Annotated in this window: 19 protein-coding genes; 13 read left to right on the top strand and 6 right to left on the bottom strand. The window is 67.3% G+C overall.

The genetic code is table 11. From position 1 onward, the window contains the following. The first annotated feature begins 35 nt into the window (after window positions 1-35). Together POL67_RS45720 and POL67_RS45715 are read left to right on the top strand one after the other, a co-directional pair. A complete protein-coding gene (locus tag POL67_RS45720; protein WP_271927761.1) occupies window positions 36-932 on the top strand; it encodes an SPFH domain-containing protein in 897 nt (298 codons plus the stop codon). A 5-nt stretch (window positions 933-937) separates the two neighbouring features. Then, the gene (locus POL67_RS45715; RefSeq protein ID WP_271927759.1) at window positions 938-1,882 is read left to right on the top strand and encodes a hypothetical protein; all 945 of its coding nucleotides are present in this window, start codon (window positions 938-940) and stop codon (window positions 1,880-1,882) included. Window positions 1,883-1,889: 7 nt separating this feature from the next. Here POL67_RS45715 and POL67_RS45710 read toward each other — a convergent pair whose 3' ends face one another. Further along, window positions 1,890-2,768: a hypothetical protein gene (locus POL67_RS45710; RefSeq protein ID WP_271927758.1), complete on the bottom strand. Its 879-nt coding sequence runs from the start codon at window positions 2,766-2,768 to the stop codon at window positions 1,890-1,892. 1,054 nt (window positions 2,769-3,822) lie between these two features. Here POL67_RS45710 and POL67_RS45705 point away from each other — a divergent pair. The 4 genes from POL67_RS45705 (at window position 3,823) to POL67_RS45690 (ending at window position 7,751) form a co-directional block, all read left to right on the top strand. Beyond that, window positions 3,823-4,212: a DUF6968 family protein gene (locus POL67_RS45705; RefSeq protein ID WP_373372389.1), complete on the top strand. Its 390-nt coding sequence runs from the start codon at window positions 3,823-3,825 to the stop codon at window positions 4,210-4,212. A 355-nt stretch (window positions 4,213-4,567) separates the two neighbouring features. Next, window positions 4,568-5,626, top strand: a complete 1,059-nt coding sequence (locus POL67_RS45700; RefSeq protein ID WP_271927755.1) for a hypothetical protein — start codon at window positions 4,568-4,570, stop codon at window positions 5,624-5,626. 259 nt (window positions 5,627-5,885) lie between these two features. Then, window positions 5,886-6,776, top strand: a complete 891-nt coding sequence (locus POL67_RS45695) for a hypothetical protein (RefSeq protein WP_271927754.1) — start codon at window positions 5,886-5,888, stop codon at window positions 6,774-6,776. A 42-nt stretch (window positions 6,777-6,818) separates the two neighbouring features. Continuing rightward, complete coding sequence (locus tag POL67_RS45690) at window positions 6,819-7,751, top strand: RNA polymerase sigma factor (protein WP_271927752.1); 933 nt, start codon at window positions 6,819-6,821, stop codon at window positions 7,749-7,751. Between the two features lie 177 nt (window positions 7,752-7,928). Here POL67_RS45690 and POL67_RS45685 read toward each other — a convergent pair whose 3' ends face one another. The 3 genes from POL67_RS45685 to POL67_RS45675 all read right to left on the bottom strand — a co-directional run bounded on the left by POL67_RS45685 (window position 7,929) and on the right by POL67_RS45675 (window position 11,140). Continuing rightward, on the bottom strand, window positions 7,929-8,588 hold the full coding sequence (locus POL67_RS45685) for a CAP domain-containing protein (RefSeq protein WP_271927750.1): 660 nt from the start codon (window positions 8,586-8,588) through the stop codon (window positions 7,929-7,931). Between the two features lie 117 nt (window positions 8,589-8,705). After that, the gene (locus tag POL67_RS45680; RefSeq protein WP_271927748.1) at window positions 8,706-9,938 is read right to left on the bottom strand and encodes a PAS domain S-box protein; all 1,233 of its coding nucleotides are present in this window, start codon (window positions 9,936-9,938) and stop codon (window positions 8,706-8,708) included. Continuing rightward, window positions 9,935-11,140, bottom strand: coding sequence for a PAS domain-containing protein (locus tag POL67_RS45675; protein WP_271927746.1), 1,206 nt, complete (start codon window positions 11,138-11,140; stop codon window positions 9,935-9,937). Before POL67_RS45675 ends, POL67_RS45680 begins: the two co-directional genes overlap by 4 nt. 295 nt (window positions 11,141-11,435) lie before the next feature. Between POL67_RS45675 and POL67_RS45670 the strand changes: the two genes are divergently transcribed. The 7 genes from POL67_RS45670 to POL67_RS45640 all read left to right on the top strand — a co-directional run bounded on the left by POL67_RS45670 (window position 11,436) and on the right by POL67_RS45640 (window position 21,218). After that, window positions 11,436-12,884: a CoA-acylating methylmalonate-semialdehyde dehydrogenase gene (locus POL67_RS45670; protein WP_271927744.1), complete on the top strand. Its 1,449-nt coding sequence runs from the start codon at window positions 11,436-11,438 to the stop codon at window positions 12,882-12,884. Further along, on the top strand, window positions 12,884-13,759 hold the full coding sequence (locus tag POL67_RS45665) for a nitrilase-related carbon-nitrogen hydrolase (protein ID WP_271927742.1): 876 nt from the start codon (window positions 12,884-12,886) through the stop codon (window positions 13,757-13,759). The genes POL67_RS45670 and POL67_RS45665 overlap by 1 nt, the downstream gene beginning before the upstream one ends. A gap of 24 nt (window positions 13,760-13,783) precedes the next feature. Continuing rightward, on the top strand, window positions 13,784-15,190 hold the full coding sequence (gene hydA, locus POL67_RS45660; RefSeq protein WP_271927741.1) for a dihydropyrimidinase: 1,407 nt from the start codon (window positions 13,784-13,786) through the stop codon (window positions 15,188-15,190). Then, on the top strand, window positions 15,187-16,542 hold the full coding sequence (locus POL67_RS45655) for an FAD-dependent oxidoreductase (RefSeq protein WP_271927740.1): 1,356 nt from the start codon (window positions 15,187-15,189) through the stop codon (window positions 16,540-16,542). The genes hydA and POL67_RS45655 overlap by 4 nt, the downstream gene beginning before the upstream one ends. Before the next feature lie 3 nt (window positions 16,543-16,545). Next, window positions 16,546-17,931, top strand: coding sequence for an NAD-dependent dihydropyrimidine dehydrogenase subunit PreA (gene preA / locus POL67_RS45650; RefSeq protein ID WP_271927738.1), 1,386 nt, complete (start codon window positions 16,546-16,548; stop codon window positions 17,929-17,931). A gap of 35 nt (window positions 17,932-17,966) precedes the next feature. Continuing rightward, window positions 17,967-19,490 carry an NCS1 family nucleobase:cation symporter-1 gene (locus tag POL67_RS45645; protein WP_271927736.1) on the top strand — a complete coding sequence of 508 codons (1,524 nt, stop codon included), beginning with the start codon at window positions 17,967-17,969 and terminating at the stop codon, window positions 19,488-19,490. A gap of 153 nt (window positions 19,491-19,643) precedes the next feature. Next, window positions 19,644-21,218 (top strand): hypothetical protein, encoded by a 1,575-nt coding sequence (locus tag POL67_RS45640; protein ID WP_271927735.1) that lies wholly within the window; start codon window positions 19,644-19,646, stop codon window positions 21,216-21,218. Here the strand turns inward: POL67_RS45640 and POL67_RS45635 are convergent, their stop codons facing one another. Both POL67_RS45635 and POL67_RS45630 read right to left on the bottom strand, forming a co-directional pair. Continuing rightward, a complete protein-coding gene (locus POL67_RS45635; RefSeq protein ID WP_271927733.1) occupies window positions 21,219-22,652 on the bottom strand; it encodes an Ig-like domain-containing protein in 1,434 nt (477 codons plus the stop codon). It abuts the gene before it with no gap. Between the two features lie 20 nt (window positions 22,653-22,672). Beyond that, entirely contained in the window at window positions 22,673-24,961 is a 2,289-nt protein-coding gene (locus POL67_RS45630; protein ID WP_271927731.1) for an FG-GAP repeat domain-containing protein, read from the bottom strand. Window positions 24,962-25,004 lie beyond the last annotated feature (43 nt).

Here is a 25,004-nt window from a genome sequence, read left to right as displayed (position 1 = left end):
GTGGCCGCGGATTCGCCGGTTACATTGGCGAAACCATGGAACCGCTCCTCTTCGTGCTCGGGTTTCTCCTCGTGGCGTACCTCCTGGCGGGCCTTCGGCAGATCAACCAGTGGGAGGTCGCGCTGCGCTTCACGCTCGGCAAGCTCTCCGGAAGGGTGCAGCCCGGCGTGACGCTCTTCCTGCCCGGCTTCCAGTCGCTCCGCAAGATCGACACGCGCACGAAAAACCGCGACCTTTTGCGGCAAATGGTGATCACGCGCGACAACGTGACGACCATGGTCGACACGGTCCTCTATTACCGCGTCGTCGATCCCGAGAAGGCCACGCTGGCCGTCGAAAACTACGAGGCGGCGGTCAAGGATCGGGCGAAGGTCGTCTTGCGCGACGTCGTCGGCGAGACGCGCCTCGACGAGCTGCTCGCGCATCGCGAGGAAGTCGCCGCCAAGGTGCGCACGCAGGTCGAGAGCACGGTCTCGCAGTGGGGCCTGCACGTGGAGCTCATTGGCCTCCAGGACGTGCAGCTCCCGCCGCAGATGCAGGAGGTCCTGGCGAAGGTCGCGATCGCCGAGCGCGACCGCAAGTACGTGGTCATCAAGAGCGAGGCCGACGTGGAGAGCGCGAAGAACTTCGCCGAGGCCGCCGCGATCCTCTCGAAGTCGCCGGGCGCGATGGAGCTGCGCCGCTTCGAGGCCCTCGCGAACCTGAGCCAGGGCAACACGAAGGTCATCTTCGACCTCGCCAAGCCCTACGACGACGTCCGGCACACGGCGGCGGTGATGGCCGAGGCCGCCACGACCGATCAGCGCGTGCGTGTCGACAACCCCGGCGCGGGCGCGCTCCGCACGGCCGCGCAGCACGAGGCCGAGGCCATCGCGGAGGCCGAGGCCGAGCTCCAGGCCCGCAAGTTCATGACGTCGGGCCGGAAGATCTAGCCGCGATGATCGCCGAAGGCAGCGCGCTCGCCGCGGGCGCGAGGAGCCTGCTCGACGTGGGGGGCGAGTCCGAGCTCTCGGCGCTCGTCGAGCGCAGCGCGGTCGAGCTCATGGGCGAGGCCGATCGTTGGTCGATGGGCGCGCGCGAGGTGCGCGCGTATCGCGTGGTGCTCACGGTCTCCGCGGAGGATCACGTCCTCCTGACGGCGCACCCGAACCGGCTCTCGACGCTGCGCGACGCGTTTGCCGCGGCCGCGCGGACGCCCGAGACCGAGCTCGGGGGCCTCTCGCTCGTGCTCGCGCTCCCGCCCACGGGCGCGGGGTTTCATCGCCACGCCTACCGCGACGCGCCGGCCGCGCGTGTCGAGCCGCCGCCCCCGCCCGCGGCTGTGCTCGGCGGCGCGGCCGAGCTTTGCAAGGCCCGGAAGAACCGCGATGCGGAGGGCATCCTGCGGCGGGCGGCGATGGAGCAATCGTACGTGCAGGCCGCGGCCCGCTCGATGCGCCGCTTCCTCCTGCGCCTCGACCCGGCTGATTTCGCGCGGATCGAGCGGGAGCCGCCGCTCGCCGAAAGCATCACTTCGGCGGTGCGGGACGCGGCTGCGACGGCGGACGACCCTGCATCGGCCGTTCATTTCGGCTTGCGCCTCGACGGGCCCTTGCCGGAGCTCCCGGAGCCCGAGGCCCGGCTCGCCCATTCACTCGCCGGGAAGGGCGCCGCCTGCGTGCCCATCACGCGTCCTGACGGCAAGACGTGGCTCGCGGTGATCGGCGCCTCGGGCGTCGTGCTCGTGGAGCTCGTGCCGGGGGCCGACAAGGGCCTGGTTTCACGGGGCGAGGTGAAGGTGTCGCGCCTGCGCGTATCGGCTGAGGCCCTCGCGAGCGCGGAGGGCGCCGATGGGGTGAGTGCCCAGATCGTGGCCGCGCTCGGGGCCTCGAAAATCCGTTAAAGCGTTTTCACGAGATCGGATCCGTGTCGGCGCCGGAGAGCTCCGAGAGAAGCGCCGCTTCTTGCGCCGCGAGATCGGCCTTGAGCTTTTGCAGCGTTTCGAGCTTCGCCTTCTTCTGTCGCTGGACGGCTTTCGTCCGTTCGGCGGCGATCCTTGCTTCCTGCGCGGCGAGCGCCTCGCGTTGTTTCTTCAAGGCATCGAGCTCTCCCTCGACCGCCCCGATCTTCTTGTCGAGCTGTGCCAGGCTCGGCTCGTCGGCCGTGTCCTGCAGAAAGAACGACTCTGCCCAGCCGGCGCCGAGCTTGTGCGCGTGCTGGATCTCGCCCAGCTTGCCAAAAAGGGATTTCCGCAACTTGTTGAAGTCCTGGTTCAGCTTCACGCGCGACCCGATCGTCCGGAAGTCGACGAGCTTTTGCGTGGCGGCCTTCTTTTCGGTCGCCGCCGCGACGCCCGCCGCCGCGCGCGCGGCGACCACGGGCGCGTGGTCTCTCAGCACGGCTTTATCGGCTTCGGCCAGCGCTTCCGGCCACGTCCTCATGATATCGAGTTGCCCGCCGAGCGTGGGCCGCTTCAATTCGCTCGGGCGCAGGTCTCCGAAGAGCCGCGCGCCGAGGAGCGAGGACCGGTCCACGTTCGCCCCGACGAAATCGACCGAATCATCGAGGTCACGATCCGCGAATTGCACGGCCGCGGCGGCTTCGGCCTCGGCTTCGAGCAAGTTCTTCTCCTCGGCAATGGCGGCGTCGATGCGGGGGTGGAACGCCTCCACTTCGGCAATGAGGTGTTGGGTGTGCGGGCTCCGCCGCACATGGACCACGGTGTGGCGGAAGTGTTCTTCCGAGGTCGATGTGGTCGCTGTCTCGGGGAGGGTCTTGATTGTAGCCATGGTGGATCACGCTAGGGTCCTGTCGTACGGCATGTCAAGATGAGTAAGCATACGCAGGTATGGCTAAAGGGGCCGGTGGACACGTTGCGGGGGTGGTTGGGGCGGCTGAAGTGGCGTTGCAACGCGTTGCGGGGGCGGTTCGGGGGGCGGAAACGGGGCCGCAAAGGTCACGGGGGCGCGAGGAGGGGGCCGAGCGGGGGTGGGAGCGGTTGGGGGGCGCTGGCGGCGCGTGGGGGGATCAGGGGCACGGGGTGGGGTAGGGGCGCGGTTGGCTGAAGCGGAGCTGCAAGGGAGGCGCGGGGGGATGGGGGCATCTCGGGCGCGGGGGCGAGGCGGCCGTGTACTCCCAACGGCGACGGGGGCGAGGTGAGGAGCGTCGGCGGGCCGGTGGAAGCGGGCCGAGGAGGTCGGAGATGCGGGACGGGGCGCGTTCAGGCGGTCGAAGTGGGGAGTGGAGGCGTTGCGCGAGCGTCCAGGTCGCTGCTGGCGAGCGATTGTATGCCCAAACCTGGGGAGAACGCGATAGGTTGGGCGAAGGGACGCGTTGCCTCCGGCGGTCCCTTTGCGATTCGGAGCACCCTCATTCTTTCGAGTCTCGCGAGAACGTGCGCTGAGACATTCAGGCAACAGTGAAGCATGGTGAGGGAAGACGCTCGTACGCTCGTGCGGATCGCCGTGAACGGCAGCGGGCGGAAGATGGCGGCGAAAGATCGCGGCTTTACAAGCGGGACGATCGCGCCTTGGCCGTGGCCAGCGGCTTTTTTGACTCCCGAAACTTGTCTGCCTACGGTCGAATGTAGCCTGTTCGTACGGAGGGGATAATGCACAAGGTCGCTGCCGTCACGCTGTTGTTCTGGCTGGCCTTCTTTGCTCTGGTGTCGACGCCAGCAAGCGAGGCAATTGCCGACCCGGTGCCACAGCAATCGAAAGCAGAGGCGCGAAAGAGACGATGTGACAGATTTCTCCGGTACTGCATCGAGCGATGCAACCAAGAAATCCGTCGTCTCTGCGATCGTCCGATTTGTTATAACGAGTGCAACCAGGAGTATGCGCGATGCTTGAGAGACGCCGAGCAGGGGGGAGACGAGTGAACCGCGGAGCCAGGACCATTCTTGCGGTCCGCACCTTGAAGTATAGGCATGAAGATGGATCTGAGGCAGACCTGCATCTGGAGGTTGGGATGCCCTACGTCGTAAAGGGTGGGGTATGGAAATGCGGGTTCGAGCTCGGTGCTCCGCTCAATATCCGACATCGCGAGGGGTACGGCGTGGATGCCCTGCAGGCGCTTCTGCATTGTCTGGGCATCGTGCGCGCATCCATTGATGGCTCTCCGTTGAGGGGCAAGGTGCACTGGGGCGGCATGTTGTCCTGCGGTCTTCCTGATCTGTTGAACGGACAGATCCAACTGGACGTCGCCGACATCGAATCCCCGTCGCGGCCTTGAGCCCATCCGCCTCCCCCTTCAACGTGCTCCTTCGGACGGTTTGTCCGCCCGGACCGCGGGCGGCCTCGGGGCCGCGCATGCATGTATAAGGAGCGGGCCGAGGCCTGGCTCCTCCGCTTCGACGGGACGGCAAGTGCCCCCCGTTCGTCCTGGAACAAAACGTTTGTCTCGGGCTTGACATCCACGTTTGTCTCGGGTAGGGTCATCTTCAGAGGCCGACGCGGTGCTCTGCGCTCCTGACCCGAGACCCAATCAGCGTGTCCGCGTCGGCCTCGCTTTCGTCTTCCTCGCGCCGTTGAGATGGTTTCTCACGTGACGCTTCTCCGGACCAACCTGGATGCGGTAAAGTCCGGGCATGCGTCACTTTTCCGTGCTCCTCGGCCTTGCGCTCATCACCGCGCCCGCGCTTGCGAGCGCCAACGAGGAGGTGTCCTTTCGTCTCGATTACCAGCCGGCGCGCGGGTGCATGGATCGCGACACGCTGGTGTTGTTCCTCGAAGGAGACTTCGGTTACCGCGTCGTGCGTGACGACGCCCGTCCACTCGTGCGGATTGCCCTGAAAGGCAGCGGGCGGAAGATGGAAGCGCATGTCTCCGCCTCGGACGACGCAGGGGTGGAGCGCTGGCAGGCGGTGATCCCGGGGCCGATCGATTGTCGCGAGCTGATGCAGGACACCGCCTACGCGATCTCGTTGAACCTCGGGAAGTGGGAGCTGAAGAAGCAGGAAGCGCCGTCGTGGCTCCTGCGTGTGCCGGAATTCGAGGTCGGTACGGCGGCGCCGTCTCCTCCTTTGCGTCCCTTTGTGGCGTACGATGACGACGGGCCCCTTCGCCGCCGAACCCTGGACCCGTTCTATCGTGTAGAGACGACGTCGGAGCCGCCGCCGCCTACGCCGACCGAACAGGGTTTGGCCGGTCCGACCTGGGCGGTTGGCGCGAGCGCGTTGTTTGTCCCCGCGGGTTTGCCCGGAATAGGGGCGGGTGGAGGTTTGTCCCTTGACGCGCGCTGGCGTTTATGGTCTGTCGGCGTAGAGTTTCGTGGGATGGGTACATGGGAACAGGAGGTTGGCGTGGTACCCGTCCAGGCCGCGACATGGGCTGGGCTCGGGATCGGCTGCGTGACGCCCCATGAGCGGTTTGGTCTGTGCGGCATGGGGGGCGGAGGCAGTCTCAACGTGACGTACACCACGGAGATTTCGCCAGTCGATTGGTCGGACACGCTGGTATGGGCAGGCGCGCGCGCAACGTTTTTTATGTATCGCGGCGAGCGGATGTCCGTCGCCCTGTTCGGGGAGGTCTTGGCGCCGCTTCAGGAGACGAAAGTGCTGATGAGGTCTACCTCGGGTGAGTTGATCCTCTGGCGAACCGGAGCCCTATGGACTTTGGGGATTTCGCCACGGTTCGAGTTCAAGTGAGGGTTGTGTGAATTCGAAAATTTATCTGATTTTAAGTTGTTGTTTCTTGCCGGTGATGGTCGCGGTAGCAGTGCCTGCATGTGGGAACGGCGAGATTGTAGGCCAGGCGCCCGACTGTTGGACGCCGGCGACCGGCTTCGATAACTGCTGTTGCATCGATGGCCGTTTCTGTGAGTTCTGCGATGCCGGCCCAGGTGAAGACGCCGGCACCGACGCTTCCATGGAGGAGGACGCCTCCCCAAAATGTGAGGGCACGTGCGTGCCTCTCCGGCCGACCAACGATGCGTGGAACTTCCCCCACCTGGTTTGGTTTGGCCCGGCAGACGAGGCGCCCACGTGCCCTAGCCATCTTCTCCATCAGTTCACCCGCTACCGTGATCTCATCGTCCCGGACGCGTCGTGCAAGGCGTGCACGTGCAGCTCCTCCACCGGGAGCTGCACGCCGCCGAGCACCTTCGTGGCGCATGCAGCGGTCTGCGATTTCGTATCCGGTTCCGTCGAGACCCCCTTCACCCCACCCGACGCGTGGGACGGCGCATGCACCGCGGAGAACGCCGTCCCCGCGAGCCTCGACTGCGGCGGGGTGCCGTGTGTCCAGTCGCTCGACGTCGGGCCGCTGGGCAAGACGGACGTCGGCTGCGCGCCCTCGGCGCCCTCGACGTTGCCGCTCCCCGAGCCGAAGTGGGGAGAGGTCGCCCTTGCTTGCGAAGGGCTCGAAGACACCGGGCTCTCCGCGTGCGAGGAGAACGAGATGTGCGTCCCACGCGCCGACGCAGGGTTCCGCTCCTGCGTCTTTCTCGACGGCGACTCCGTGTGCCCGGCCGAAGGCTACACGGAGCGGCACGTGTACTACCGGACCTTCACGAACACACGGACGTGTACCGCGTGCACGTGTGGCGCTGTGGAGGGCAGCGCCTGCAAGGCCGCGGTGACGGCCTACACGGACGACGCGTGCGACGCGTTCCTCCTCGGGACGTCGATCTCCTCGGACAAGGGCGCGTGCATCGACATGAGCCCCTTGGGGCAGTCCCTCGGCAGCAAGCGCGTCACGAACCTGATGTACGCCGCCGGCACGTGCGCCCCGAGCGGCGGCGAACTGGAAGGCAGCGCCGAACCCTCCGGCCCCGTCACATTCTGCTGCGTGCCTTGACGATCCCGGGAACCTTTTCCCGGCGAAACGCCAAGCATGCGCATGAGCCACGTTCCGAGCCCAAGGGACGCGATCCTCGCGCTGCGGTCCTTCGTCGTCCTCTGGATGCGATCCTTCGGTCACCAGCCCGCAGACGCTGAAGACCTCGCGCAGAAGGTCATCGCGGCCGCCATGGCCAGCGCGGACGCCTACGATCCCGCGCGCGCCACGGTGAAGAGCTGGGTGTACGGCTTCGCCGTCCGGATCTCGAAGAACCACAAGCGAGAGCTGCGACGTCACGGCGAGATCTTCGGCGAATCCGAAGGTGATCTCTTTTCCGCGCCATCCCCGTCCGCCACGCCCGAAGACATCGTCGCTTCGCGCAGCGTGCATGCGTTCGTCCTCGCCCGGCTCGAAGGCATGCGCCCCGAGCTGCTCGACATCCTTCTCGCATGCGACATGAACGGGCTGTCGGAGGAAGAGGCCGCGGAGGCGTTCAACATCCCCAAGGGGACCGTGAAGTCGCGGCGCTCGCGGGCCCGCGAGCAGGCCTATGAGCGGTTGAAGGGGTACCGCGACGAGCTCCACGCGGTCCTTCCCGCGCTGCTCGTGGCGTCGGAGATGCAAAGGCAGGGGGGCGCATGGGCGACCACGACGACGGTGCTCCTCGCCGCGGCGGGCGTGTCCGTGGCGATATGGGTCTTCATGCACGCCGAGCCGCCCAGGGTCGCCACGTCCTCGTCGCCGCGCCTGTTCGTCAGCGTCGTCGCGGGCAACGCGTGTGAAGACCTGCCGTCAAGGGAACCCCCGCCGGTTCGTGCATGCGACGAGCCGATGGGCGCGAGTCGGCCGCGGGCCATGGTGGAGGCCGTCGAGCGCGCGGTCACGCAAGGCAACGTGCATGCCGCGCGTGGCGCCCTGGAGCGGTATCTCCGCGCGTACCCGGCCGACCCGATCCGCGCGCGGGCGATGTTCGGCTGGCTCCTCGCAAAGTAGGCACCTGCCCGAAAATCGACCGAGCCGCGGAACCTTTTTCGCGCGACGAACCAACCAGGTTCATTCGCTGAACGATCCGTAGAAGCGGGCGATGGAGGTTGCGCGCGTTCTGGGCAAGCACCTCGCGTCTCCATCGCCCCCTTGTGCGGGTCGCTCCGAATCAAGACAGCATGGATTTCAGGGCGTCCCGAAATCCTGCGTCCAGTATTTCTTGTACCCCGTCGTCCCCTGGTAATACCCCACGCCGATCTGCTTGAGCGAGGCATTCATGATGTTCTTGCAATGTCCCGTGCTCGCCATCCACCCATTCACCACGGCGGCCGGGGTGGCATACCCGGCGGCGATGTTCTCGGCCGCCATCTTGTACGTGTAGCCGGCGCTCTTGATGCGTGCCCACGGCGTCGATCCATTCGATCCGGTGTGGCTGAAGAAATTCTTCACGCCCATGTCCTTCGAATGTTTGCGCGCCGCACACCGCAGCCGTTCCTCGGCCACGAGCGGGGGCGCCGGCGCATACGCCACGCCTCCACAACTCGCGCCGGCCGCGCGCCGCTGGTTCACCAGCGTCAGCACCTGCGCCTCGTAATCCAACCAGGCCTGATCCCAGGTCACGACGTCGTCGCACCACGCCACGAGATCCGCCGTGTCCGCGTCCTGGGGGAGCGCCTTTGCGTTCTCGTCGTCGGCAGCGGTGGTCTCCAGGGCCTCGCCCAGCGCCCCGCCGATTTCATCGGCCGAATCGTCCGCGTATTCGTCCTCTGCCTCCATGGGGCCGCCGCAGCCGATCACCGTGAGCGAGCCCATCACGAGGAGCAGGGACAATGAGATGTTTTTCATAGCCAAGGATGGTAACACCCTGGCCTCGATTCACGAATACCTCAATGGCGCCGCATTCGTGCTTCCATCGTATTCGTAATGGTTCGTCGTCAGCGGCGTCCGTTTGACGTAGAACCATCAGCGACGCGGGGCCTGCCCCCGCGCTACACGGAGCGCGTAGGCCACGCCGTCCCGCAAGGTCCCCTTGGTCACGATCGTTCCAAGCTCTGCCCCATTTTCCACAAATGTCCGCGCGAGCTCCGGCCCCGTCCCCGTCGTGACCACCTCCGCGCCGAGCAGCCGCGCCGCCTGCGCCGCGCGGAGGAGCGCATCGGCCGCCTCCGCGGTCGCCTCTTTCACGCCCGTCAGGTCGAGGATCACGACCTTCGCGTTCTGCTGGCCGATCCCTTCGAGGAGCACGCCGAGCATCCGCTCGGCCCGCGCAGGCTCGATCGCTCCGACGAGCGGCATCACGAGCACGCCCTCCGCGATCGGCACGAGCGGCGTCCCGACCTCTTCGAGCGCCGCACGTTGCGCCGCGATCACTTCGGCCGCGAGCCTGCGCCGCTCCTCCTCCGCGCGCCGCGCCTGCGTCAGGTCACGGACGATCGCGCAGCGCGCGATGCCCCGACCTTGCTCGTCGCGCACGAGGAACGCCGTCACCTGCGCGTCGAACGTCGTGCCATCGGCGCGCTGGTACGGGAGCACCCCGCTCCACGAGCCTTGCTCGAGCACCGCGGTCAGCACCTGCCCGCGGTGCTCAGCCTCGGCCTGCGGCGCGAGCGTGTCGTGGACCGAGCGGCCCACGAGATCGTCGCGCCCGAGCAGCCGTTCGAACGCCGGGTTCACGTAGCGCAGCGTCCCGTCCGGAGACGCGACGCCCACCCCGTCCGGCGCGTTGTGGATCAGCGCCTCGAAGATCTGCGCCTTGCGGTGCAGGTGCTCCACCCGTGTGCGGAGCTCCTCGTCGATGAGGCAGAGCGCCTCGCTCGACGTGCGGATGAACGTGCGGATCCGCGACGTCGCGTCCGGCACGCCCGCCGCGTGGAGCTCGAGCCCCACGTCGACGAACACCTGCCGCATCGCGCCGAGGACGCCCTGGAGCGTCGTCACCGACCAGCCGCGCTGCACCGAGCTGTCGATCCAGCGCTTCCAGCTCTCGACCGCGAACGGCATGCTGCCGTCGCGGAGCGCCGCGATGGCCGCGTCGACCTCCACGGCGCGGTCGGCACGGAAGGCCTCCATCGGCGCCCCGAGCGTCCCGCCGAGCACCACGAGCGCCTCCTCGGTCAGCCGATCGATGAGCTTGTCCCGGCGCGCGGCGAACACCTCCGCGAACACCACGCCCTTCGTCCCCACGGGCTCGCTCATCGCTTCGGCCCCGCCCCTCGGCGCATCTGCCGCTTCAGCCGCTCGTGCCCGATCGCGTGCGCCACGCCCGCGCGCAGCGTGCTCCACGTCTCCATGCCGCCGAGGTCCACGTCGAGATCGAGCAGCGTCTTCGCCACCGCGCCCCGCACGCCCGTCAGCACCACCTCCGCGCCGACGAGCTCCGCGGCCCTCGCCGCGCGCACGATCGACTCGGCCACCTCCGCGTCGACCACCGGCACGCCCGTGATGTCCACGATCACGTGCCCCGCGCCCGTCCGCGTGATCCCTTCCAGCATCACCTCGATGATCCGCGGCGTCCGCGAGGCGTCGAGCGCGCCGACGAGCGGCATCGCCAGCACCCCTTCGGCGAGCGGCAAGAGCGGCGCTGCGAGCTCCCGCAGCGCTGCCGCCTGCGCCCTTTGCATGTCCTCTTCGAGCGCGCGCCGCTCCTCCTCGTCCCGCTCCTCCGGCGTCGCGTCGCGTACGAGTACGCACCGCGCGATCGTCTCGCCCGCCTCCGACTTCACGCGGAACGCCTTGAGCCGCGCGTTGAACGACACCCCGTCCGCGCGCAGGTACCGCAGGCTCCCCTCCCAGTACCCCACGCGCTGCGACACCTCGGCCATGTGCGCGAGCTTCGTGTACTCGTCCGGGTGCACGAAGTTCTTGAAGTGCCCGCGCCCGGCCTCTTCCGAGCCCATCATCGTGCAGAACGCCGGGTTCGCGTAGATCACCGTCCCGTCGGGGGTGGCGATCCCGATCCCGTCCGGCGCGTTTTGCGCCACCGCGCGCAGCACCATCGCGCGGTTTGCCGCTTCTTCGGCTTTTGTCCGGAATGCCCGATTGAACGTGGCTGCCGCGGCGTTCATCGCGCCGATGATGCGCCGCGCGCCCGTGTCCGCGCCGGGCACGCCCTCGTCCACGGCTTCGAGCGCGGCTTCGAGCAGGCCTTGGCCCGTGCGTTCGAGCCACGCGAGCACCTTGCGCATGTCCCAGCCTCGCTCCCTGGCCACGTCGCCGAGGCGGTGGACCCAGGTCTCGAGCTCGCCCGTGGCCGGGTTTTCCACGGCGTCGAGCCATGCCTCGAAGCTCGCGCCGAGCTCGACGTGCAGCTCGGGCGGCACCTCGCTGAGGTCGCAGGACACGATGTCTGCGCTCGTCTCCACGAGGCGAGCGAGGATCTCCGGGCGCCTTTGCGACATCGCCTGTCGGAACGCGGAAACGTCGGCTCCCGGCATGTACGCCTCAGCGTAAGAGCATCCTGGGCGCGCTCGCAAGCGCCCGCGCGGCGCTGCACGCGCCCGAACCGTGCCCGCGACGACGCGGGGCGGCATCGGTCGTTGCGGTGCAGGGGTTCGCCCTTGGGCCTTGTCGCGGAGAGAAAATCACGGTTGATTGTGCTCGGCGCGTCTCGCGCGGCCCCCGTCGGGGCTCGGGCAACGCGCGCAGGGGGGATGGGCGAAGGCCCACGTCAGTCACGAGGAGGATCGTCGTTTTATGCGCGTGCTCGAGAACTTCATCAACGGCGCCTGGGTTGCTTCGACGGGCACCACGTTGCTCGACGTGAAGAACCCCGCGACCGGGGAGCTGCTCGCCAAGGTCCCGCTCTCGACCTCGGCCGACGTCGACGCCGCGGTGCAGGCGGCCAAGGCTGCGTTTCCTGCGTGGCGCGCCGTCCCGCCGGTGCAGCGCGCGCGGTACCTCTTCAAGTTGAAGAGCCTCTTCGAACAGCACCGCGAGGAGATCGCGGGCATCTGCACGAGCGAACACGGCAAGACGTTCTCCGAGTCGTACAACGATTTCGGCCGCGGCATCGAGAACGTCGAGCACGCGTGTGGCATCCCGTCGCTGCTCATGGGGCAGAACCTCGAGGACGTCGCCTCGGGCATCGACACCCGCGTCTTGCGCCAGCCGCTCGGCGTCTTCGCGGCGATCACGCCGTTCAACTTTCCGCCGATGGTGCCCCTCTGGTTCCTCCCGTACGCGATCGCCACGGGCAACACCTTCGTGCTCAAGCCGAGCGAGCAGGTGCCGCTCTCGCAGCGCCGCATCTTCGAGCTCATCCAGCAGATCGGCCTGCCGAACGGCGTCGTGAACCTGGTGAACGGCGGCCGTGAGGTCGTCGAGGCGATCTGCGAGCACGCGGACGTGAAGGGCGTCTCCTTCGTCGGCTCCTCGAACGTCGCGAAGATCGTCTACCGGAAGTGCGGCGAGACCGGCAAGCGCGTCCAGGCGCTCGGCGGTGCCAAGAACTTCATCGTGATCATGCCCGACGCGGACATGGAGCGCGCCGTGCAGAACGCGGTCGAGTCCTGCTACGGCTGCGCGGGCCAGCGTTGCCTCGCGGGCAGCGTGATCGTGCCCGTCGGCGACGCGTACGAGCGCGTGCGCGACCTCTTCATCGCGTACGCGAAGAAGCTCGTGCTCGGCGACGGCAAGGCGCCCGGCACCACGCTCGGCCCCGTCGTCTCGGGGGCGCACAAGGACCGCGTGCTCTCGTACATCGAGAAGGGCATCCAGGAGGGCGCGCGGCTCGTGCTCGACGGCCGCAACGCGACGGTGGAGGGCCTGCCGGATGGCAACTGGATCGGGCCGACGATCTTCGAGGACGTGCGCCCCGACATGGTGATCGGGCGCGAGGAGATCTTCGGGCCGGTCGCGTGTTTCATGCGGGCGAAGGACCTCGACGAGGCGATCCGGCTCGCGAATGCGAGCGAATACGGCAACGCGTCGAGCATCTACACGACGAACGGCAAGGCCGCGCGCGAGTTCGGCGCTCGTGTCGAGGCGGGCATGGTCGGCGTGAACATCGGCGTCGCGGCGCCCATGGCCTTCTTCCCGTTCGGCGGCCAGAAGGCGAGCCTCTATGGTGACACGAAGGCGCACGGCGCGGCCGGCGTCGACTTCTACACCGAGCGCAAGATCGTCATCGAGAGGTGGTTCTAATGGCCAGGAAAGTCATCGGCGGGCTCATCCAGTGTAGCAATCCGCTCAATGATCCGAGCGCCTCGGTGCTCGCGATCCGCGACGCGATGTACGAAAAGCACCTCCCGTACATCGAGGAGGCGGGCAAGAAGGGCGTGCAGATCCTCTGCTTGCAGGAGGTCTTCAACACCCCGTATTTCTGCCCCTCGCAGGACGCGAAATGGTGCGACACGGCTGAGGCAGTCCCGAACGGCCCCACGGTCACGCGCCTCGCCGAGTACGCGAAGAAGTACCAGATGGCGATGATCATTCCCGTCTACGAGCGGGAGCAGGCCGGCGTGTATTACAACACGGCGGCCGTCATCGACGCGGACGGGACGTACCTCGGCAAATACCGGAAGAACCACATCCCGCAGACGAACGGCTTCTGGGAGAAATATTTCTTCAAGCCGGGCAACCTCGGGTATCCCACGTTCCAGACGCGGTATGCGAAGATCGGCGTCTACATCTGCTACGACCGCCATTTCCCCGAGGGCGCGCGCCTGCTCGGCCTGAACGGCGCCGAGATCGTCTTCAACCCCTCGGCGACCGTGGCCGGTTTGTCCCAATACCTCTGGAAGCTGGAGCAGCCCGCGCACGCCGTGGCGAACGGGTATTACATCGCGGCGAGTAACCGCGTCGGCACCGAGGCGCCGTGGAACATCGGCAAATTCTACGGGACCAGCTATTTCTGCGATCCGCGGGGCAATTTCCTCGCCGTCGGAAGCGAGGACCGTGACGAGCTCGTCGTCGCGGAGATGGACCTCGACCTGATCGAGGAAGTGCGGCGCACCTGGCAGTTCTATCGCGACCGCCGGCCCGAGACGTACGAGGACATGGTCAAGCTCTTGCCCTGATCGAGGGGCGTTCGGGAGGACGAGATGGGCATCCTGATCAAGAATGGCGAGATCGTCACCGCGTCCGACAAGTTTGTCGGCGACGTGTATTGCGATGGCGACAAGATCGTGGCGGTCGGGTCCGGGCTCGTGAAGCAGGGCGCGGACGACGTCGTCATCGACGCCTCGGGCCAGCTCGTCTTCCCGGGCGGCATCGACGCGCACGTGCACATGGAGCTGCCGTTCATGGGCACGGAGAGCTCCGACGATTTCGAGACGGGCACCGCGGCGGGCGTCGCCGGCGGCACCACGTCGATCATCGATTTCGTCATCCCTGCGCGCGGCCAGCATTTGCTCGACGGCCTGGCCATGTGGAAGGAGAAGGCGAAGAAGGCCGTCGCCGATTATGCCTTCCACATGGCGGTCACCTGGTGGGGCGACCGCACGAAGTCCGAGATGGAGCAATGCGTCCGCGAGGAGGGCATTCCCTCCTTCAAGACGTTCATGGCCTATCGCGGCGCGATCGGCGTCGACGACGTCGAGCTCATCCAGGTCATGCAGACGGCGAAGGACCTCGGCGCGCTCGTCACGGTGCACGCCGAGCACGGCGATGTCGTCGTCGCCTTGCAGAAGAAGCTCGTGGCCGAGGGCAAGCTCGACCCGAAGTACCACGCCCTCTCGCGCCCCTCGCCCGTCGAGGGCGAGGCGACGAACCGCGCGATCATGATGGCGCGTATGATCGGCGAGCCCATTTACATCGTCCACCTCACGTGTCGCGAGGCGCTCGACGCCGTCACCGACGCGCGCCGGCGCGGCCAGCTCGTCTTCGCCGAAACGTGCCCGCAATACCTGATCCTCGACGATTCGGTCTACGACAAGCCCGATTTCGAGGGCGCGGCGTACGTCATGAGCCCGCCGATCCGGCCGAAGGGCCACCAGGAAGCGCTCTGGGCGGGCATCGCCTCGGGGCTCATTCAAGTGGTCGCGACGGACCATTGCCCGTTCAATCAGGTCGGCCAGAAGGACATGGGCCGGGACAATTTCACGAAGATCCCGAACGGCGCGGCGGGCATCGAGAATCGCCTCGGCCTGCTCTGGACCTACGGCGTCCTCGGCGGCCACATCGACGTGAACCGCTTCGTTGATCTCTTCTCCACGCAGCCCGCGAAGATTTTCGGCCTCTATCCGCGCAAGGGCGCGATCGTGCCGGGCGCCGACGCCGACATCGTGATCTTCGATCCCAAGGGGTCGAGCGTCATTTCGGCGAAGACGCACCACCACCGCTGCGATCGCAACATCTTCGAGGGATTCGAGGTCAAGGGCAAGGTGAGCCACACCATCGTCCACGGCCGCGTCCAATACAAGGACGGCAAGCTCGACGTCGTGCGCGGCGCGGGGCGTTATCTCCCGCGCAAGCTCGAGGCGCCGGCTGCCGCAAGGGAGGTCCGATGACCCATCATTCGCCGCACATCCCGGACGTCGAGGGGGATCGGCTCGAGGTCCTTTACGAGGACAAGAAGCCGCCGTACGAGGACGCCGAGGCCATCGCCGAGGCGAACCGATGCCTGTATTGCGTGGACGCGCCCTGCATCAAGGCGTGCCCGACCGCGATCGACATTCCCACGTTCATCCGGAAGATCGGCACGGGCAACGTCAAGGGCGCGGCGCGCACCATTCTCTCGCAGAACCTGCTCGGCAAGTCGTGTGGCCAGGTATGTCCGGTGGAGGTCCTCTGCGCCGGCGCTTGCGTCTACAACGACTGGCATCGCGATCCGATCAAGATCGGCCGGCTCCAGCGGTATGCCGTGGAGAAGGCGCTCGCCGAGGATCCGCAGATCTTCAAGCCCAAGGCGCCGACGGGCAAGCGCATCGCGCTCGTCGGCGCGGGCCCGGCGTCCATCGCGGCGGCCGGCTGGCTCGCGCTCGAAGGGCACGAGGCGGCCATTTACGAAAAGAAGCTCCTGCCGGGCGGCCTCAATACGCTGGGCATCGCCCCGTACAAGATGAAGGTCGAGGACGCGCTCCAGGAGATCACCTGGGTGCTCTCGCTCGGAAACGTCGAGCTTTTTCAGGGTGTGGAGATCGTCCCCGTCTCGGGCTCGCCCGAGGAGGTCTCGGCCTCGGCGCTGCTTCGGCAATACGACGCGGTCTTCCTCGGCCTCGGCCTCGGCCCGGATTCGCGCCTCAAGATCCCCGGCGAGGACGGCGGCGGCGTGGTGGGCGCGACGCACCTCATCGAGCGGCTCAAGGCCGACCCGACGCTGCGCTTCAAGGGCGTCGACCGGGTGATCGTCGTCGGCGGCGGCAATACGGCCGTCGACGTCGCGCACGAGCTCGCCTTGCTCGGCATCGACGCGACCATGCTCTATCGCGGCGGCGAGGAAGACCTCTCGGCTTACGAGCATGAGCTCGCGAGCGGACGCGTCGACGGCATGAAGGTCCTCTGCGAGCGCTCCCCGGTCGCGGTTTTACGGGACAACATGGGCAAGGTCACGGGCATGCGCGTGATCCGGACCGAGGACAAAAAGCCCGTCGCCGGCACCGAGGAAGACCTCCGGGCGGACCTCGTGGTCGTCGCGGTCGGCCAGAGCCGCATGACCGAGGTCGCGCGCTCGTTCCCGGGCGTCGAGCTCGACATGCGCGGCCGGGTCATCGTCGATCCGAAGACCTACCGCACCGGCAACCCCAAGGTCTGGAGCGCCGGCGATTGCGTCAACGGCGGCAAAGAGGTCGTGAACGCGGTCGGCGAGGCGAAGATCGCGGTCACGAGCATGCACGCGTACCTGATGGGCGTGGGAGCCTGAGACATGGCAGATCTATCGATTGATTTCGCGGGTATCAAGAGCCCGAACCCGTTCTGGCTCGCCTCGGCGCCGCCCACGAACACGGGCGACCAGGTCATGCGCGCGTTCGACGCCGGCTGGGGCGGCGCCGTGTGGAAGACGCTCGGCAACCCGATCGTCAACGTGTCGAGCCGGTTTGGCGGCATCGATTACGGCAATACGCGCATGATGGGGCTCAACAACATCGAGCTCATCACGGACCGCCCGCTCGAAGTGAACCTCCGCGAGATTCGCGAAGTCAAGCGCCGCTACCCGAACCACGCCGTCATCACTTCGCTCATGGTCGAGACGAAGGAGGAGTGGAAGGAGATCATCCAGCGCGCCGAGGAGGCGGGCTCGGACGGCCACGAGCTGAATTTCGGCTGCCCGCACGGCATGTGCGAGCGCGGGATGGGCTCGGCCGTGAGCTCGGAGCCGAAGGTGCTCCGGGAAATCGCGCGCTGGGCCGTCGAATTCGCGACGAAGCCGGTCATCGTCAAGCTCAGCCCGAACGTGACGGACATCGTCGAGCCGGGCGAGGCGGTGCTCGAATCCGGGGCGCATGGGATCTCCTTGATCAATACGATCAAGTCGATCATGGCCATCGACCTCGACCGGATGGTGCCCTTGCCGCGCGTCGGGAACGCCTCGACGAACGGCGGTTATTGCGGACCGGCGGTCAAGCCCGTCGCGCTGCACATGGTCGGCGAATTGACGCGGCATCCGTACGTCGCGAAGCTCCCGATCTCGGGCATCGGCGGCATCTCGAACTGGCGCGACGCGGCCGAGTTCATCGCGCTCGGCTGCACGAGCGTGCAGGTTTGCACGGCGGTCATGCATTATGGCTACCGCATCGTCGAGGACATGATCGAGGGCCTGAACGATTTCCTCGATTCGAAGGGCATGAAATCGATCCTGGACCTCCGGGGCCGGGCCGCGCCGCAATACAAGAACTGGGGCGAGCTCGACCTCGGCTATCGTGTCGTCGCGGACATCTCGACCGACAAATGCATCGGCTGCCAGCTCTGCTACGTCGCCTGCATGGACGGCGCGCACCAGTGCATCCACCTGCCTGGCCGCACCGAGGAGCAGGCGCGCAAGGCCGGGCATACCCACATCCCGAAGCTCATCCCGGACCGCGCGGTCACGGCGAGGGGAGGGGCGCCGGGCGCGCGCGTCCCGTTCGTCGACGATGACGAGTGCATCGGCTGCAATCTTTGCCAGCTCGTTTGCCCCGTCTCGGGCTGCATCACGATGAAGGAAGTGCCCTCGGGCAAACCGAACGAGAGCTGGAACGATCGTGTCCAGCGCGGCGCCGATTTCGTCCCCGGGGGCCTTCACGTCACCGAGGTCGAGCGTGCCAAACGTTAGCGGCTGATCAGATCCCATCTCTGCGGGGGCCCTCCATGACGACCGACGCTCGCCTCGCCGTCCGCGTCTCCGGTGACATTCACGAGATCGAGGGCGAGATCGTCTCGCCCTACATCAACCACGACCTCGAACCGACACGGATCAAGGATCGCAAGTGGGCGATGAAGGACATCGCCGCGCTCTGGATCTCGATGTCGGCCTGCGTGCCCACGTACATGCTCGCCTCCTCGCTCATCGCCGAGGGGATGAGCTGGTGGCAGGCCGTGGTGACGATTTTCCTCGGCAACACGATCGTCCTCTTGCCGATGATCTTGAATGCGCACGCGGGCACCAAGTACGGCATTCCTTTCCCGGTGTACTGCCGCCCGTCGTTTGGCATTCTCGGCGCGAACATCCCGGCGATCCTGCGCGCGCTCGTCGCGTGCGGCTGGTTCGGGATCCAGGCGTGGATCGGGGGCTGGGCGATTTACAAGATCATCGCCGTGTTCGTCCCCTCGTGGGAGAGCGCGCCCGCGGACATCCTCGGCATCAGCGTCCCCCAGCTCCTCTGCTTCCTGTTTTTCTGGGGGATCAACATGTGGGTCATCCACAAGGGGATCGATTCGATCCGGGTCCTCCTGAACATCAAAGCCCCCTTGCTCATCGCGCTCGGGCTCGCGCTGCTCGCGTGGGCCTATGGCAAGGCGGGCGGGTTCGGGCCGATGCTCGACACGCCCTCGGCGTTCGCCGCGGGCGGGAAAAAAGAGGGCCAGTTCTGGTCGTTCTTCTTCCCCGCGCTCACGGGCATGATCGGCTTCTGGGCGACGCTCTCGCTGAACATCCCTGATTTCACGCGGTACGCGTATTCGCAGCGGGATCAGGTCGTGGGGCAGGCGCTCGGGCTGCCCACCACGATGGGCCTCTATTCGTTCATCGGCGTGGCGGTCACCTCGGCGACGGCGGTGATCTACGGCGAGACGATCTGGGATCCGGTCGTGCTCATCACGAAGTTCAAGAACCCGGTCCTGCTCGTGGTCGCGCTCTTCTCGCTCTGCATCGCGACGCTCGCCACGAACATCGCGGCGAACGTGGTGAGCCCGGCGAACGATTTCGCGAACCTCTGGCCGAAGGGCATCTCCTTCCGCACGGGCGGCTTCATCACGGGCGTGATCGGCATTCTGATCCAGCCCTGGCGGCTCGTTTCGGACCCGTCGGGGTACATCTTCACGTGGCTCGTCGGGTATTCGGCGCTGCTCGGCGCGATCGGCGGTATTCTCATCGCGGATTATTTCATCATCCGCAAAACGAAGCTCGACCTCGTGCAGCTCTACGTGCGCGAGGGCTCCTACTGGTACCGGGGCGGCTTCAACCTGGCGGCGATCATCGCCCTCTGCGCGGGCATCCTGCCGAACCTGCCGGGGTTCCTCGGGACGATCAAGGTCATGACCGTCGACCCGATGTGGATGAAGCTCTACAACTATGCCTGGTTCGTGGGCTTCTTCGTCTCGGGTGCCCTCTACGTCGTCCTCACGCGGATCTTCGGCAAGACCGAGGCGACGGCCGTGAAGGCCGAAATCTGACGACGCCTCCGTTTTTGCGGCCGGCGCGCCCCCCTCCTGCCGGGCGTACATCGACAAAACAATTGAACTTTCCGCCGATCTGGATAATCGTGCCCGAGGTCGCGGTTTTCCCCGACGGAGGCGTCGATGCGGTTTGGTGTTTTGTCTGCCCTCATGGCCTTGGCCCTCGCGGGCCTGGGTGTCGCGAGCTGTACCCAGGATTTCGATCAGTTCGAACCGACGGGGGGCAGCGGTGGCAATGGCGGCTCGTCTGCGTGCCCGACCGGCCAGGTGAGCTGCAATGACGTGTGCGTCGCCGCCGACGATCCGGCCTTCGGCTGCGGCGCGGGGTGCAGCCCCTGCAACGTCGCGAATGCGACGGCCGTGTGTGTCGACGGCGCCTGCGCCGTGGGCACGTGCGAGGCGGGGTTCTCCGATTGCGACGGCCTCGCGACGAGCGGGTGCGAGTCGAACACGGCCACCGACCCGAGCAACTGCGGCGGGTGCGGCACGGCCTGCATGGCGGCGAACGCGACGGCGACGTGCGAGGCGGGCCAGTGCGGGCTCGGCCCGTGCACGCCGGGGTTCGCCGATTGCGACATGATGGCGCAGACCGGCTGCGAGGCGAACACCCAGGCGGATCCGCTGCATTGCGGCGGCTGTGACTCGGCCTGCACCGTCTTCGAGTCCTGCGTCGAGGGCAAGTGCGAGCCGAACCCCTGCGAACCGGGGACGGCCGATTGCAACATGAACACGAGCGACGGCTGCGAGACCGCGCTCGGCACGCTGCTCGATTGCAACTTCTGCGGCGACACGTGCGACTTCGCGAACGCGGCCGAGACGTGCGACATGGGCACGTGCACGCTCGGCGCGTGCGAAAACGGCTTCGGCGATTGCGACATGATGGACGCCACGGGCTGCGAGCTGAACCTCCAGAACGACCCGATGAACTGCGGCGCGTGCAACAACGTCTGTCCCGGCGGCCCGCTGGCGACATGCACGAACGGGATGTGCACGCTCGGCTGCGCGGCGGGGACGGGCGATTGCAACAACGATCCCTCGGACGGCTGCGAGACGAACACGGCGACGAACATCGACCATTGCGGCGTCTGCGGCCGCGCGTGCTCCGGGACGAACGTCGCCTCGAAGAGCTGCACGGCCGGCGTCTGCGATTCGACGTGTGATCTCGGGTTCGCGAACTGCACGATGCCCGCGTTGGGCAACGACAACGGCTGCGAGCGGAACGCCCAGCAAGACGACGCCAACTGCGGCGGCTGCGGCAACGATTGCAGCGGCGGTCTCGACTGCGACCGCGGCCCCCTCCAGCAGAAGTTCTGCGGCTGCAGCACGAACAACGAGTGCGGCGGAGGCGGCAGCTGCCCCTCCCCCCAGGCGGGGCTCTGTAGCTGCAATGGGACGACCTGCGCGGCCGGCGAGGTGTGCATGGGCAATGCATGCACGTGCAACGGCGGCGCCGCGTGCGCCGCGAACATGCTCTGCTGCCAGAGCCCCGCGGCCTGCGTGAATCCCTACACGGACGCCGCGAACTGCGGCGCTTGTGGCCGCGCGTGCCCGACCGGCTTCGTCTGCGGCGGCATGATCCCGCAGGCGCCCACGTGCCGCTGCGACGCGGACGCCGATTGTAATGCCGGAACGGCGGGCACGTGCGGGGGCAACGGGCAGTGCACCTGCGGCGGCACGGCATGCGGCGTGGGCGAGCGGTGCTTGCCGAACGGGATGTGCGGCTGATCAGGGACGACGGCCGCGCCGCCGTGCGACGAGCGCCATGCATGCGCCGGCGAGCGCAAGAAGCGACCCGGCGCTCGCCTCGCGGCGGGCCGGCGCGGCCGTACAGCTGCTCTCGTCCTGCGTGACGGGATCCACGTTCGTCGGCGGAGGCGGCTCCTCCTCCTCCGGCGGCATCTCCTCGGGCCGCATCGTATACCCCGCGTCGAGCTTCGGGCAGGACGAGGCGGGCGGCGGCCCGACCTGCACCGGGCAATCGCCGCCCGGGGACGCCGGCGTGCAGGTCGTGAACGAAAAGACGTGATCCTCGGTCGGCGAGACGCCGGCGAGCGTCTTGATCGACTTGTGCAAGGTCGCCGTGTATTTCGTCGACGGCTGCCAGGGCTGCTGCGCCGCAATGCGCAGCACGTTCGCCCACTGGTCGCCGCGATACACGCTGACCGTCGTGGGAACCACGGCCCCTGCGCCGTCGCGCACGGTCACGACCGCGTCGTCGATCGTGGCCCGGTCCATTCCCTCGCCGAAGAACAACACGATGTTCCCGTCGGGCCGCGTGTTCTCGAGCGTCGCGAGCGGATAAGCCTCGTCCGGGTATTGGCCGATGACCACGGCGTCGGCCGAGGGATCGCCGTCGAGGCGGCGGAGGATCTCGCGGTAATACCCCATCGTGACCCGGGCGCCGAACGGATATCCGCCGGGCGTCCGCGGATCACGCAGGCTTTGCCGGGCCCAGGGGAACCTCTCCCCGTACTCGTCGGCGCCGATGTACAGGTAGTTCGCCACCAAGAAGATGCCGGACCTGGCCGTCGACATGGCCTTCTGGATCGCCTCGGGCGTCACGGGATGGGCGATCTTCTGCTCGAAGATCTCGCTTTGTGTCTTCGCGTCGACGGCGACCTCGGGCAGGTAATACCGCGGATGGTCGTGGACGAGGAAGATGTCCATCGCCATGTCGAAGGTATCCATGTCGCCCGGGTCGACCTGGTCCGCGCGCTCGTAGAGCAGCGAATCAAACGTCGAATCCGTGATCCCATGCGCCGCGAGCCCCATCAAGAACGCCACGTGCACCGCGGCTTCCGGGTTGTCGAGCGGCTTGTCCCCGTACCGCGCGCGGATCAGCTCGACGTATCCTTGCACGTATTGCTCCCAGTGCGGGATTTCGCCTTGATCGTGGTCCTCGGCGGTGTAGCCGGAGTCGGGGAAAAATGCGCCGTTCGAGAGGTCGTTCAGGTGGGCATCGAAGACGGCGCGGAGCCGCGGCTCCGTGACCTGCTCGGCGGCGCACTGGGCCATGTAGATATGGCCCTGCATGCCCGTGGCCGAGGCGGTCTTTGCGGCGCCGAGCGTCGCGAGGAGAACGCCGAGGGCGGCGAGGGGGCTCTTTATCGAGGAAAAGCGCGGGGCGTGCATCATCACCTCCAGGGAGGGATGATACATGGGAGCACGAAGGGAGGGCGTCAGTTCGGCACGGCGCCGCACTCGACGCCGGTATAAAGGGCGTCGTTGTTCTTCTCGTGGCACTCGAGCGTCTGCGTCTGCGGGTCGACGCGGACGTAGATGTCGAGCTTCTTGCCGCCGAGATCCGCCTGGCAACTCACGATCGTGCACTCCTTCACGCCGAGCGCGACCGGGATCGCGGCCGTGCAGAGCGCGGGCCCCATCGCCGAGCCGTCATAAAACGTGACCTCGGTGCCGCTCACCATCGGGAGCGTGCCGCGGTTGCATACCCGGGCCTCGATCGTCGCGAGGGTCCCCACGCATTTCACGGCGCCCACGTCCCCGCCCGCCGTGAGATCGGGCTGCCCGAGCGCTTCGAGGTCGCCCTGCACGTTCTGGCGGAAATTGTTGAGCTCCGGCGCCTTCCAGTTGATCGCCACGCTCGACGTCTTGGGGATCTCGCCGTGATCGCCGACGTGCGTGACGGCGTACGCGTGCTGATTCCACACCGGCCGCGAGGCCGCCCAGCGCTCCTGCTCGTCGCGCAGGACCAGAATGCCGTGGTTCTGGCTGAACGTCGCGTTCGGGAAGAGCGGATCCGTGGCGGGGCAGCCGAGGTTGCCCGCGTAGTTGTTCACGGCCGTGACGATCTCCGTGTGGTAATCCCCGTCCACGTCCACGATCACGGGGTTCTCGTAGGTCGTCCCCGACGAACGCGCGACGCTGTAAATGACGGCGCCCGTCGTCCCGTCGTAGACGCGGAGGAAACATTCGTCGGCGTAGACCGCCTCGGCCTTGCCGTCGTAATCGAAGTCGAAGACGCTCGACCCGGTCACGTTGGAGCTCGCGTCCTTCGAAGGCTGGCTCCAGAGGATGCCCGTGCCCGGCGCTTGCCCGCCGCATTTCGCGGGGTCGCCGCCCGCGAGGCAGTCGAAATCGAAGACGACGTACTGCGTCCCGCCCGCGCTCGCGAATTCGCGCCGGCCATCCCCGTCGAAATCGGCGATCGTGGGGGGACCGCCCGTGCCGCCGCCCGGGATCGTGACGGGCCCGAAGACCACGGTGCCGGTGAGCGTCTGCACGCGAATGCTCCCGCCCGACACGACCACGACCTCCGCGCGATCCTGTCCGCCGAACGCCTCCAGCGGGAAGTTGCCGAGCTCGGCCACGGCCACCTGACCCGCGGCGAGGCCGCCGGGCGCGAAATAAGCCTCCACGACCCAATCGCCGGCCGCGGCATCCCATTGATAGATGCCATTGCCGAGCACGAGCTCCATCTTCCCATCCTCGTCGACATCGGCGACGACGGGCACGAGGCCCTTGCTGTAGGCAGGGAAGCCGAGGCTGTTCGACGCCATGCAGCCATCGGCGCGGTAGACCGTGGCGCCGTAGAGGATCTCGGGTTTGCCGTCGTCGTCGAGGTCGTGAATCGAAGGCCCGCTCCATTTGTCCGCGCCGCCCGTCGTGTCGAACGTGGTCGGCGGGCCGGAGCCTCCGGGGCACGTGCCGGAGCGCCAGAGCTGGGCGAACGTATTCGTCGCGGGATCGAAGCGGAACGCAAGGACGCCGCCGCCGTGGCGCGCCGCGACGATTTCCGCCCGGCCATCGCCGTCGAGGTCACCGACGGCCACCGACGCGGGCGACATGGTCGCGTCCGCCGCGGCGTCGAAGCTGAATTGTTGCGAGCAATCCTTCCCGCTGATGACGCGCAGGACGCCGGGGTTCGTGTAGCTGCCCGCCGTGGGGAACGAGGTGAAGACGATGGAGGGCGAGAGCGTGTTCGGGTCGCTGTCGAAATCGAAATCGACGACGACGGGCGTGGCCATCACCTGAAAGTTGTTCGGATGCGCGTCGCCGTCGGGCGGCCCGGTCCAGCGGCATTGCTCGGACGGCACGATGGCGCCGATTTCCACGGGGCTCGTGCAGCTCGGATCGTTCTCCTGCGCGCCGGGAATGCCATAGGGGACGCATTTCCCCTCGTGGCAGTAGCTATCGAACAAGCAATCGTCGTTCGTCGTGCAAGGCGGCTGCTCGCGGGCGCACGTCGTCCCGAGCGCGCAGGTCTCGCCCGTGGGGCAGCACGCGTCGCCGCAGATTTGCGCCGTCGGGCATCCGGCGTCCGTGAACACGTCGCCGCCCGACCCCGCATCTCCGCCCGTCCCGCCGCCGCCTGTAGCGCCGCCCGCGCCCCCGGAGCCGCCCGCGTTCGTGCCCGTGGAGGTCGTGCTCCCGCCGTCTCCGCAGGCGAACACCATTCCGCCCGCGAGCAGCCCGAGCGCCGCGACGCGCATCGTTCCGCGCATGTTCATGATGGATTCCTCGCTTTCTACGATATCGTAGGCCGGCTTCGAG

The sequence above is a fragment of the Polyangium mundeleinium genome (assembly GCF_028369105.1).
Classification (GTDB): Bacteria; Myxococcota_A; Polyangia; order Polyangiales; family Polyangiaceae; genus Polyangium; species Polyangium mundeleinium.
Note: the sequence above shows the minus strand (reverse complement) of the source record. Positions and strands in the feature narration are given on the sequence as shown.